This is a genomic window from Thalassobaculum sp. (assembly GCF_040219615.1).
Taxonomy (GTDB): domain Bacteria; phylum Pseudomonadota; class Alphaproteobacteria; order Thalassobaculales; family Thalassobaculaceae; genus Thalassobaculum_A.
Map to the genome: position 1 here is coordinate 1 of NZ_JAVJSE010000005.1, position 11,837 is coordinate 11,837.

At 68.2% G+C, this 11,837-nt stretch carries 12 protein-coding genes; 3 read left to right on the forward strand and 9 right to left on the reverse strand.

Features of this window, described 5'->3' with window-relative positions; all coding sequences use genetic code 11:
• From RIC31_RS01790 to RIC31_RS01830, 9 genes are all read right to left on the reverse strand, one after another.
• A partial coding sequence (locus RIC31_RS01790; protein WP_502989816.1) for a hypothetical protein occupies nt 1-1,245 on the reverse strand: 1,245 nt, incomplete at its 3' end.
• Nucleotides 1,246-1,426: 181 nt separating this feature from the next.
• Nucleotides 1,427-1,798, reverse strand: coding sequence for a hypothetical protein (locus tag RIC31_RS01795; protein ID WP_350100497.1), 372 nt, complete (start codon nt 1,796-1,798; stop codon nt 1,427-1,429).
• Between the two features lie 92 nt (nt 1,799-1,890).
• The gene (locus tag RIC31_RS01800) at nt 1,891-2,133 is read right to left on the reverse strand and encodes a hypothetical protein (protein ID WP_350100500.1); all 243 of its coding nucleotides are present in this window, start codon (nt 2,131-2,133) and stop codon (nt 1,891-1,893) included.
• 127 nt (nt 2,134-2,260) lie between these two features.
• Nucleotides 2,261-3,478 (reverse strand): M20 family metallopeptidase, encoded by a 1,218-nt coding sequence (locus tag RIC31_RS01805; RefSeq protein WP_350100504.1) that lies wholly within the window; start codon nt 3,476-3,478, stop codon nt 2,261-2,263.
• Nucleotides 3,479-3,506: 28 nt separating this feature from the next.
• Nucleotides 3,507-5,117 carry a dipeptide ABC transporter ATP-binding protein gene (locus RIC31_RS01810; RefSeq protein WP_350100508.1) on the reverse strand — a complete coding sequence of 537 codons (1,611 nt, stop codon included), beginning with the start codon at nt 5,115-5,117 and terminating at the stop codon, nt 3,507-3,509.
• Nucleotides 5,118-5,127: 10 nt separating this feature from the next.
• Nucleotides 5,128-5,952: an ABC transporter permease gene (locus RIC31_RS01815; RefSeq protein WP_350100512.1), complete on the reverse strand. Its 825-nt coding sequence runs from the start codon at nt 5,950-5,952 to the stop codon at nt 5,128-5,130.
• Complete coding sequence (locus tag RIC31_RS01820) at nt 5,945-6,892, reverse strand: ABC transporter permease (RefSeq protein ID WP_350100517.1); 948 nt, start codon at nt 6,890-6,892, stop codon at nt 5,945-5,947. The genes RIC31_RS01815 and RIC31_RS01820 overlap by 8 nt, the downstream gene beginning before the upstream one ends.
• A gap of 27 nt (nt 6,893-6,919) precedes the next feature.
• On the reverse strand, nt 6,920-8,512 hold the full coding sequence (locus tag RIC31_RS01825) for an ABC transporter substrate-binding protein (RefSeq protein WP_350100538.1): 1,593 nt from the start codon (nt 8,510-8,512) through the stop codon (nt 6,920-6,922).
• Nucleotides 8,509-9,846 carry a M20 family metallopeptidase gene (locus tag RIC31_RS01830; protein ID WP_350100551.1) on the reverse strand — a complete coding sequence of 446 codons (1,338 nt, stop codon included), beginning with the start codon at nt 9,844-9,846 and terminating at the stop codon, nt 8,509-8,511. The genes RIC31_RS01825 and RIC31_RS01830 overlap by 4 nt, the downstream gene beginning before the upstream one ends.
• 46 nt (nt 9,847-9,892) lie before the next feature.
• Here RIC31_RS01830 and RIC31_RS01835 point away from each other — a divergent pair, with 46 nt between their 5' ends.
• The 3 genes from RIC31_RS01835 to RIC31_RS01845 all read left to right on the forward strand — a co-directional run bounded on the left by RIC31_RS01835 (nt 9,893) and on the right by RIC31_RS01845 (nt 11,822).
• On the forward strand, nt 9,893-10,693 hold the full coding sequence (locus RIC31_RS01835) for a GntR family transcriptional regulator (protein ID WP_350100560.1): 801 nt from the start codon (nt 9,893-9,895) through the stop codon (nt 10,691-10,693).
• A gap of 363 nt (nt 10,694-11,056) precedes the next feature.
• Nucleotides 11,057-11,230: a hypothetical protein gene (locus RIC31_RS01840; RefSeq protein WP_350100563.1), complete on the forward strand. Its 174-nt coding sequence runs from the start codon at nt 11,057-11,059 to the stop codon at nt 11,228-11,230.
• Nucleotides 11,231-11,234: 4 nt separating this feature from the next.
• The gene (locus RIC31_RS01845) at nt 11,235-11,822 is read left to right on the forward strand and encodes a hypothetical protein (RefSeq protein ID WP_350100568.1); all 588 of its coding nucleotides are present in this window, start codon (nt 11,235-11,237) and stop codon (nt 11,820-11,822) included.
• Nucleotides 11,823-11,837 lie beyond the last annotated feature (15 nt).

Sequence of the window (11,837 nt, forward strand, 5' to 3'; positions counted from 1 at the left end):
CATCCACGCGACGTGGGCTCCCGGTTCCAGACCGTCACTCGTTCGCAGCGTCTGCAGCGTGATGTCGAGGGCATTGGCGGGCCCTTCTTCGAGGGCCTTCTGCCAGATTGCGAGCGCCAAACCCCTCAGAATGAAGGTGCCGGTCTCCAGGGCCTGGGCGGCACCATGTTCCAGTCGTTCGAGCACGCCGAGGAGGGGAACTCGAACGTCATGTCCGTCGGCAGCGGCTTTGTCGAGAGCCTGGCGCCAACGGTCGAGGGTGAGCAGAGGAGCGTCCGGTGGCAGGGCGCGGTGCCAATCGTCCGGCAGCGCGTCGAAGGCGGGGCACTGGCCACGGGTCAGCGAGACCAGGCGTCGAACCCTGTCCTGAGTCAGGCCGTTCAGCAGGATGTCGGCCAGCGCCGCGCAGGCCTGCCCTTCCGCGAGACCTGTCACCGGTCGGCCGTGTGCGAAGTGAATGTCGATGTTCGCGTCGTCGCTCAAGGCCAGGATGTGTGCATCCCAGTCGCTTGGGTCGGCCGCGGCGATGGCGATCTCCTCGGGCCGGGCTACACCCGTCGCCATCAATGCCCGGGCCCAGCGGACCGCTTCGAGGGCCTCGTGCCGGGGGCTGGCACAGGACTCACCGGAAATCGCCGGTTCGCACGCCGCGGTAGTCTCCAGCCGAATGGCGGTGCCTTCGATCCAGGGGGGCACTGGCCGCGTTCCCGAGCGCCAGGTCACCTCGACGTGGTTCGCCAGATCGACGATCAGCTCGCGCCAGCAAGGGTCGAGATCGGGCACCCGCTCGAAGACCGTCGGACCGAGCACCGCCGCGGCGTGAGACAGGTTGGCCCGGGCAAGGCTGGCAATGTCCGAAGGCCGGCGCATGGACGCCGGCAGCCGATCGAGTACCCGTTCTTCGAGCAGCGACACCGCGCCGCGCCTCGGATGCACATCCTGGCGAACGGACAGATCAATACCGGCGGCCCAGGCCCGGTTCAGCGTCGTCACTCCGGCCCGGCTCATACCGGGCAGGTCGCGCACCTCGTCCAGATCGCCAAGCCCGTTCTCGAGCAGGGCCGCGGTCACGGCCTCCTGCAGCGCCCTGCGGGTCGGAACCTGAAGGAAGCCGCCGGCAAGCCGCGAGGCGAGGTCGACGATCGTCATGATACGGGCGCCCGGCAACCCGGCCCTGGCGACGGCGAGCCGGGCGATCCTGCCCGCGAAGGGCGTCGACACGACGAGAGTGCGGCGGATGGTCATTCGCTACCCAGACGATCATGAGCCAGCAGGCCGGTTCCGGAGTCTAGCGGTTCCCGTTTCGTTCGCCCAGCGCCTTCATTCGGAGACCAGGGTGGGGTAGGCCAAGTGGTTGCGTTGTAATCAAGATTGTGGTGATCTAAATAATAGTAAATAGAAATTGCCTTTGTTAGATGCCTAAGCTTCACAGTAACGAGATAGCATAGCCAACCCCGAAGACAATTCCCACTACGATTGCTACGCCAGTCCCGACAACCAGTGCAGCGGCTACGCCTTCCAATGCGCTCAGGAGGAAAAAAATACCAAAGTATCCTATGTACCCGCCAAATGCAAATCCAATTGGAGTGAATAGAATAGCTCCACCCAACCCGCCAATGCTCCATCCATTGACTAATCCCGTCACTGCCAGGAGCAAAGACAAAAAGATACCACCCCAAACGAAATACACCTCTTCTCCGCTAGGAGGATGGTAGTGGTTAAGGTCGTCTTTCGGGTGCAGCCATTCTGCGTAGAAATCAAAGACTTTCTTCATACCTGTTTCACGCTGCTTTGACATGCTCCCGGAAAGCCCCCACGCAGTGTATGTGTCCAGGGTAAGTATGCCATCGTCGCCAATTCGACGGTAGCGGTTGCTATTGGCGCAGGCGGTCAGCAAGTCCTTTCAGCAGCAGGGTCGAGCCGGCGCAGCCGGTCGGCTTCCGCCTGCAGGGCCGCCTCCTGGAGTGCCACGACAGCATGCTGGTTGTCGCCGAGCAGCCGCTGCGCCACGCCGTGGTCGAGGCCGATGCCGTCGACGCTGGCCGGAGAGACGACCTCGCCGAGCCAGGCAACCTCCATGCGGCGAGCCCCCGAGGCCGGGCTCGTCTCCACCAGTTCGAGCTTCCAACCCATCTACGGCTCCCGTCGCGGCCGATCCACGGATGCCTCGCATCCGACCGATCGCAAGAACGGGCAAGGCCGTCCGACCCCCACGTTTGGAACGGTCCCCGACGCTGAATTCTGTGCGAACATCGCGGTCTCAGGCGATCCCACAGATGTCGAGAATGGTCAGCAGGTAGATCCGGACCATGTCGAGATAGTCGGGGATATCGACGCGCTCGTCCGGCATGGTGTTGTAGCGCCCGCCCGGGCCGCATACGACACCTTCCATCCCGGCCAGCTCATAGAGGTGGCCGGCATCGGTGCCGTAGAAACCCGGCGGGGTGATCGCGCCGGTCGGCTGCTGCTCGCCGCGCACCGCCTCGTAGGCGGCGTTCAGCGCTGTGACGATCCGGGAGTCGCGGGCGACCTCGAACGGCGGCATCACCGGCCGACCCGCGACAGTCTCCGAGCTGACCTCGGCGTGCAGGCCGGGGAAACGCGCCTCAAGGGCATCCAGCTCGCGGCGGATGTCGGCGAGCGCGCCGGACTCGCTCTGGCCGGGAGCGTAACGGACCGAGCCCTTGATGCGCACGAAGTCAGCGACCTGCGGTGGTCGCCATTCCTGCAGATCGCGGCCGAGAGCGCCGTGCACCACCCCGACGTGGCAGCGGTTGATCGATCGATGCTCGTCGCTGCGGGCGCCCGAGAAGGTCATCGCGTTCAGTCGTGGGATCAGGTCGCAGGCGGCGGTGATGGCGTCGACCGCCGCCTCTCGCTTGGAGAGGTGGCGGGTAACGCCGGTCAGCTCGATGACGAACGTTGCGGCAGCCGCATGCATGGTCAGCGCCTGCAGGTCCGTCGGCTCGCTGTTGATGAAGTAGTCGGCCTTCACCCCCTGGCGGATCGCCGCCGCCGTGCCGACCCCGCCCTGCAGCTCACCGATGACGTAGGTCAGCACGACATCGCCCTTGAGCTTCACACCGGCGTCGATGAGCGTCTTCACGGCGCAGAAATAAGCGGCGTCGCCGGACTTCATGTTCGAGACGCCGATGCCGTAGATGAAACTCTCGTCGATCACCCCGCCCCAGGGATCGACCGTCCAGCCCTCGGTCACCGGGTTGGTGTCCAGGTGGCCGTTGAACAGCAGGCTCTTGCCGCCGCCCTGTCCCTTCAGCCGCCCGATGGCGTTGACCCGCGCGCCCTCGACCGGCTGCAGGGCGGCATCCAGGCCGAGCTCGCGCATGCGCTCGACCATGAAGCCGGCGAGCACGCGCTCGCCTTCGGTCTCGGAATAGCTCTTGTGGCGCACCATCTGCGCCAGGAAGTCGAGACAGGCCTTCTCGTCGATCTGCGCCAGCAGCGCTTGGCGGTCCATGACGGACTCCTCTTGCTTCGGTAAGGGGTCAGCCGGCCGGCGTCGGCACGGCGTCGATCAGGGTGCGGGTGTAGGGGTGGCGGGGTGAGTCGAACGCGTCGGCCTCCAGCAGCTCGACTAGGTCTCCGCGGTACATGACGGCAATCCGGTGGGCGATCTGGCGGACCAGGTTCAGGTCATGGGTGATGAACAGGTAGGCGGTGCCGTGGCGGCGCTGAAGCTCGACCAGCAGGTCGACCACGGCCGCCTGAACCGAGACGTCGAGTGCGGAAGTGATCTCGTCGCAGATCACCAGCTTGGGGTGCGAGGCGAAGGCGCGGGCGATCGCCACGCGCTGCTTCTCGCCACCGGAGAGCTGGTGTGGGAACCGGCCGGCGTAGTCGGCGGGGAGCTGGACCTGGGCCAGCAGGTCGGTGATCGCCGCCGCCCGCTCCCGGCCCTCGGAGTCGCCGTAGATCTCCAGCGGGCGCGACAGGATCTCGCGGATCCGCTGGCGCGGGTTCAACGAGGAGTCCGGATGCTGGAAGATGATCTGGACGGCGCGCCGGTAGTCGCGGTCCATGTCGCCGATCCCGGTGACGCGGCGGCCGTCGAGCCTGATCTCGCCCTCGAACCGGTTGAGGCCGGTCAACGCCTTGGCGAGCGTCGATTTACCGGACCCGGATTCGCCGACCACACCGAGAATCTCTCCCGGCCGCACGGTCAGGCTGACCGCCCGGTTGCCGACCACCGACCGCGCGGCCCGGCCGAGCAGGCTGTCGACGATGGACGGCCGGCCATACCGCACGCCGACGTCGCGGATCTCGACCAGCGGTGCCACCGCCGCCGTCGGCCCGGCCGGCACCAGGCGGCGGTCCGGGCGTGGCACCGCCGCGATCAGGTGCCGCGTATAGTCCTCGTGCGGATCTGCGAATACGGATCCGACCTCGCCTTGCTCGACGATCCGGCCGCGATGCATGACCGCAACTCGGTCGGCGACCCGCGAGACCAGGGCGAGGTCGTGCGAGATGTAGAGCGACGCCACCGCCGTTTCGGCCTGCAGCTCGCCGAACAGGTCGAGGATCTGGCCGGCGGTCACCACGTCGAGCGCGGTCGTCGGCTCGTCGAACACGATCAGCTCGGGTTGGCAGGCGAATGCCGTGGCGATGACCACACGCTGCTTCTCGCCGCCCGACGCCTCGTGCGGGTATCGCCGCATCATGTCGGCCGGGGTCTTCAGGCCGACCCGCGCCAGCATCGCCTCGCCCTCGCGCCAGGCCTGGCGGCGGGTCAGCCCGCGGTGCCGGACCAGCACCTCGGCGAGCTGCTCGCCGAGCGGCAGGGTCGGGTTCAGGGAGGTGCCGGGATCCTGGAACACCATGCCGATCCGGCGCCCGCGGATGGCGCCCAGCTCGGCCGGGGTCGCGGCGCGCAGGTCCCGGCCGGACAGTCGGATGTCGCCGCGGCGTTCGATGGCGTTCGCCGGCAGGTACCGCAGGATCGCCCAGGCCAGCGAGGTCTTGCCCGAGCCCGACTCCCCGACCAGCCCCAGCACCTCGCCGCGGTCGACGGTCAGCGCGATCGCCTCGAGCGCGTGGACGGCGCCCTTCGGGGTCGCGTAATCGAGCGTGTAGTCCCGGATCTCGAGGGTGTGCGCCACGCCCATCCCCTCAGGTTCGCGGGTTCAGGGCGTCGCGCAGGCCGTCGCCCAGCAGGTTGAAGGCGATCGCCACCAGTGCCACCGCCAGGCTCGGCCACAGGATCATCCACGGGCTCAGGTGCATGTAGCGGCGCGCCTCGGCCACCATCAGCCCCCACTCCGAGGCCGGTGGCTGCGCGCCGAGACCGAGGAAGCTCAGGGTCGCGAACAGCATCACCGCGAACGCCACGCGGATCGTCATCTCGACGACCACCGGTGCCACCACGTTCGGCAGCATCTCGCGGAACACCACGTAGGCGCTGGACTCGCCGCGTGCGATCGCAGCGCTGACATAATCCTGCTTGCGCACTGCCAGCGCCACCGACCGGGTGATCCGCGCCATGCCCGGCGCGAACGCGATGCCGATCGCCACCAGCGCGTTCAGGCTGCTCTTGCCCAGCAGATTCACGATCAGCAGGGCGAACAGCAGGCTCGGGATCGACATGACGGCATCCACCGTCCGCATGATCGCCTCGTCGGCGCGACCGCCGAGGAATGCCGAGGTGGTGCCGAGGCAGGCGCCGGCCAGCGTGCCGAGCGCGGTCGCCAGCAGCGCCATCAGGACGGTGGCGCGGGCGCCGTACAGCAGCCGGCTCAGGATGTCGCGGCCGTATTGGTCGGTGCCGAGCCAGTGCCCGACGCCCGGCGACTGGTACCGCGTCAGCACCGACATGGTGTCCGGGCCGTACGGGGCCAGCATCGGGCCGGCGACCACGATCGCCGCCACGACGGCGACCAGGGCGAGGCCGAGCGCGCCCTGCGGGGAGCGGGCCAGGCGGGCGAGGAGTTCAGTCATACTGGATCCGCTTGTCGAGCCAGGCGTAGGCCATGTCGGCGAGGAAGCTGGCCAGTGAGTAGGTGGCCGCCATGATCAGCGCGCCGGCCTGGATCGACGGCAGGTCGCGGCTCTGGATGGCGACGATGAGCTGCCGGCCGATCCCGGGCAGGGCGAAGATCTCCTCGACCACGATCACGCCGCCCAGCAGGTAGCCGACGTCGAGCGCCACGATCGTGATGGTCGGCAGCAGCGCGTTGCGCAGCCCGTGCTTGAACAGCACCGTGCGATCCGACAGCCCCTTCAGGCGGGCGGCGCGGATGTAATCGGTGTGCAGGACGTCGACCAGCTCGGAGCGGACCATCCGCGAGACATGCGCGACCAGGATCACCGACACGGTGATCACCGGCAGCACCAGATGGGCCAGGCCTCGGCCCAGGTCCTCGGTCAGCGGCACATAGCCGGTGGCGGGGAGGAGCTGGGCCCAGTCGGCGAGCAGCAGCACCACGATGGTGGCCGTGACGAACTCCGGCACCGAGACGCCGATATAGGAGACCGCGCTGACAGCCACGTCGGCGAGGCGGCCGCGGCGGACCGCGGCGATGATGCCGAGCGGCACGGCGACGACCAGCATCAGGGCGATCGACAGCCCGGCCAGCACCAGCGACCGGCCGAGCGCCTCCAGCATGGTGGGGGCGACCGGCAGCCCGGTGCGCAGCGAGACGCCGAAGTCGCCCACCACCACACCGGACAGCCAGTGGCCGTATTGCACCCAGACCGGCGCGTCGAGCCCGAGTCTCGCGCGCACCGCCACCAGCGCCTCCGGCGTCGCGTTCTCCCCCAGCAGCATGACCGCGGCATCGGCCGGCAGCACCTGCGTGATGGCGAAGACGATCAGCGACACCACGGCCAGGGTGTACAGGATCAGGCCGCAGCGTTTGAGGAGATAGGCGAGGGACACGGGCTCTCCGCTTCCGGCTCGGGTCGCTCAGGCGCGTTTCGGCGCACCGGCACCGAGCGACGCGTGGTCGAGGCGGAACACCGCGCCGCGCGGGTGCAGCGTGTAGCCCTCGACATAGTCGCGCTTGGCGCCGAGCAGGTCGAAGAACACCGGGATGATCGACGGCACCTCCTCGTGCATCAGCTTCTGGGCCTCGGCGTAGAAGACGCGGCGGCTGGCCTCGTCGGCGGTCGAGCGGCCGCCGGCCACCGCCTTGTCGAAGGCGGAGTTGTTCCAGCGGGTCTCGTTCCAGGCCGCGTCGGAGGTGTAGAGCAGCGAGAAGATCGCGTCGGCCGTCGGCTGCATGTTGTAGAAGCCGACATAGAACGCGCCCTTCTTCCAGACCTGATCGAGATAGGTGGCGTGCGGCATGGTCTGGACGTCGATGTCGAAGCCGGCCGGCTTCGCCATCTCGCGCAACGCGACCGCCAGCTGGGTGCGGACCGCCGGCCGATCAGAGGCGATCAGGGTGACTGACAACCCGTCGGCATGGCCGGCGTCGGCCAGCAGCTTCTTGGCCTTGGTGATGTCCGGCTGCTTCAGGGTCTGGTCGCTGTAGAACCGGTAGGCCGAGCTCAGCGGGGAGTCGTTGCCCGGCGTGCCGTAACCCTCGGTGACGAAGTCGACCATGGCCTTGCGGTCGACGGTCAGGGCGAGCGCCTGCCGGACTCGGACATCGTCGAAGGGCTTCTGGTCGCACGCCATGTTGACGTTGCAGAACTGGCCTGACGGGGTGCGCATGACATTGACGCCCGACGCGCTGCCGAGACGGCCGAACTCGGTCGGCGATACCGACATCATCATGTCGATGTCCCCGGCGATCAGCGCCGACCCGGCCGACGTCGCATCCGGGTGGACGACGATCTCGATCCGGTCGAGATACGGCCGCGCCTTATCGTAGAACGCCGGATTGCGCTCGACGACGACCAGCCGCTCCGGCTCGAAGCTGACCAGCTTGAACGGTCCGGTGCCGACCGCTTCGTTGGCGAGCCGGTCGAGCCCGCCCTTGATGACCGCCGCCGGCACCACCTTGGCGTTGGTGTAGGCCAGCGTCACCGGCAGGTCGGCATATGGCCCGGTCAGGGTGAACACCACGGTGCGGTCGTCCTTGGCGGCGATCGACTGGATCGGCCCGACGTTCTTGCGTCCGGGCGACGCGGTCGCGGGGTCAAGGATGGCCTCGAAGGTGGCGACGACGTCGGCGGCAGTGCAGGCGCTGCCGTCGTGGAAGGTCAGCCCCGGCCGCAGCGTGAAGGTCCACACCGACAGGTCGTCCGACGACATCCAGGATTCGGCGAGATCCGGCTCGGCCGCCATGTCCACGCTGAGGCGCGTCAGGCTGGAGTACAGCAGCTCGGCCACGAGATATTCCGGATTCACGCGCACCAGCAGCGGGTTGAGCTTGGCGACCGCCTGGTCGATGCTGACCCGCAATGCGCCACCGCGCTTGGGTGTCGCGGCGAGCGCACGTCCGGCGGGTACGGCCAGCCCGCCGAGGGCGCCGACCCCGAGTGCGCCGACCCCGAGGGCGGTGGTTCCGGCAAGGAAGGCCCGGCGATCGAGGCTTGTGAATCGGTTCATTGTCCCACTCCTTGGTCCGTTGCGATCCGTCGTTCAGGCGAGCCCGCCGCGCCGAAGTCGCGGCTGAGGTACAGCAGGACGGCGCGTGCCAGCGCGACCAGGTCCGCAATCGTGGTGAATTCGTCGGGTGCATGGGTGTTACTGCCGGGCCGCGACAGGCCGCCGAGCAGGATCTCCCGGATGCCGGCCTGCTGGACGAAACCCATGTCGGAGCTGGTCGACGAGCCCCAGGCCCGGAACGCCGACGGCGGATAGCCGAAGCCCTGGCCGACGGCGGCCTGCCAGCGCGGCCAGTGCGGCCCGGTCGGATCCGACACCGGTGCCAGATGACCGACCAGATGGGTCTCGACCTCGAGCGCGCGCGAACCGGCCATCGCCTGGGCGATCGTGGCGTCGAGCTCGGCCATCACGGCGTCGAAGGGCTCCTCCGGCGCGTAGCGGCGGTTGACCAAGACCTCGAACCGCGCCGGCAGCGACGATCCCTTGTGGCCACCATGCATGGCGGCGATCGTCAGGCGGGCGTGCAGCGGCCGACCCTGCCAGTGCGGCGGTGGCGGCAGGGCCGAGGTCCGGGTCTCGACCTCGGCCTTCAGCCGCATGAGCGCGTTCAGGAGCGGGATCGTCTCCTCGGCGGCATTGATGCCGCCGACCGGGTCGCCGGAATGCGCACCGCGCCCGTGGATCCGCACCAGCATGTCGATGCTGCCGAAGCAGCCGGCCCATATCCGCGGCGCCGCTCCGCCGTTGAAGCTGAGCAGGTGGCCCTCGATCAACCCTTGCTCGGCCAGATAGCGGATGCCGGGGTAGAGGCCGCCCTCCTCGTCGGTGCACAGCAGCAGCAGCGGATCGAAGGCGAGCTCGAGCCCGAACCGGTCGATCGCGCGCAGGGCCGCCAGGGTCGCCGCGATGGTGCCCTTCATGTCGGCGGTACCGCGGCCGTACAGCCGGTCGCCGTGCCGGGTCAGGGCGAACGGCGACATCGACCAGCCGTCGCCCGACGGCACGGTGTCGACGTGGTAGTACAGGCTGCATGCCGGCCGGCCCGACCGACGCGCGGCGATCAGATTGACACGTTCACCCCGCGCGCTGCCGTCAGGTGCCCGCCAGTGGGCTTCAGGGACCGACACCCTGCGGAACCGGAAGCCGAGCGGCGCCAGCATGGCCTCGGCGAGATCGGCGAAGGCGGTGTAGCCGTCGCCCGGCGGGAACGAGGTGTCGAGGGAGACCAACCTGGACAGATCGTCGACGATGGTGGTGGTGTCGGCCGCGATAGCGTCCCACGCCTGCGCGAGCCGACCGGAGCAACCACCTGGGGTCGACGAAGTCTCTCCCATATCCGTCTCTTTCATATAAACTATATAGAAATTGAAGTGAGGAAGCATGACGTTTGTCAACGACAAAAACTCCGGCGAACCGCAGGTCGAGGCCGGTGCCGGCTCGCCGATCGGGCGGCTGAGCGAGAGTGACAGTGCGCCGCTCTACGAGATCGTGAAGCGGCAGGTGTCGGAGGCGATCCTGATCGGCCAATGGGTGCCGGGCACAGTGTTGCCGAGCGAGGTCGCCCTGGCCCAGAGCTTTGGGGTCGCGGTCGGGACCGTGCGACGTGCGCTCACGGACCTCACGGCGGAGGGCCTCCTGGCGCGACGCCGGAAGACCGGCACGGTAGTCACCGGCCGCACCCCGCACCACAGCCTGCGCCTGTTTTTCCAGTTCTTCCGCCTGCACGGCCTCGACGGCGCGCTGGTGAAGTCACGCGCCCGCGTGCTGTCGCTGGAGACTGCGGCGGCCAGGTCGGACGAGGCCGAGAAACTGCAGCTCGCCGAGGGTGCGCAGGTGGTGCGTATCCGGCGGACCCGTCATGTCGACAGCCACCCTGTAATGGTCGACCGTTTCACCTTGCCGGCAGCCAGGGTGCCGGGGTTCCCCGCTGCAGCCGGCGACGTGCCCGAGCTCCTCTACCTGTTCCTTCTCGAGCGCTACGGGATCCGGATCTCGGCGGTGCGCGAGCAGCTTGCCGCCGAGCTGGCCTCGCCCGAAGACGCGGAGGTACTGGGCCTGACGCCGCCGGCCGCCGTTCTGATCATCGACGAGGTCGCGTACGATCAATCGGGAGCGCCTACTCTTTTCGCCCGGCACTGTGCCATCACGGACCGACACCGCTACGTGAACGAAGTCCGTTGACGCCAATCCGGAGCGTTCCCTCCGGGGTTCGATCGACAGCTCAGGCGTGGAACCCGCAGCGTCACGGTGCCATGGAGACTGTGGATCGTGCGTCGCCGAAAATCCTTCAGGCGCAGGTGCGCCGTATCGTGGTCGAGGCCCATGTCGTTGACGCTGGCCGGAGCGACAAACTCGGCGACGAGATCGCCATGATCGCCGGGCGCGATCCGGGAGGGCCGGCTGGTTCGAGGTGTCCGGCCGTCAGGCGATGGGTCATGATATCATCACGACGTCGGTGCGACCTCCCGATTGACGCGGCCGCCTCTGCATGGCTGGTGTGAGTCCAGCCGCGCACCGGACCCGACCACTTTGCCAGCAATGTCCGTGACCAGCGACGCCGATGCTCGTTTTAACCTCGAGGCGCTGCGCCGGCGCGCCGGCGACACGGTGTTCGCGCGCACGGCGACGCTGCAGGGCAGTCGTCGGCAGGCTACCTTCGTAGTCGGGCTGAAGAGCCGGCACCGCCGCAAACACAACTTCATGAAACTGCTGGGGTGAAGCCATGCGCCGCTCCAAAATCGAGGCACAGAACCGCTACTTGCTGGCGCAGCAGCACCAGTTCCGAGTGGCGGCCGACGTGGTCGCCGACGCCTTCATGGTGTTCCCGGAGGTGGAGGCGGTCGCCGTCATCGGCTCGGTCGCCAAGCGGCTGTGGAAGGAGGTGCCGCGCTTCCGCGAGTTCCGCCGGGCCGGCATTGAGGTTTGGCACGAGTGCAAGGACCTTGACCTGGCGGTGTGGATCTCGTCGCAGGACCGGCTCGGCGATCTGCGGCGGACCCGCGACCGCGCCCTGCGCGACGCGTTCCAGGGCGTGCAGGGTCTCCAGGTCGCCAACCACCAAGTGGAGGTGTTCCTGATCGAGCCGGGGACCGACCGCTATCTGGGACGGCTGTGCAACTTCAACACCTGCCCGAAGGGCAAGCCGGACTGCCATGTACCGGGCTGCGGGACGATCCCGTTCAATAAGCGGTTCGAGGCGTTCGTGCCGCATGCCGACTTGCTGGCGGCAGCCTCCTACTCGACCCTCTATCGGCGCGGCGAGGGGCGGCTGCGATCGGCGCTCGACCTGCCGGCAGTCGAGGAGGCATAGGCCCTCAGCCGATGC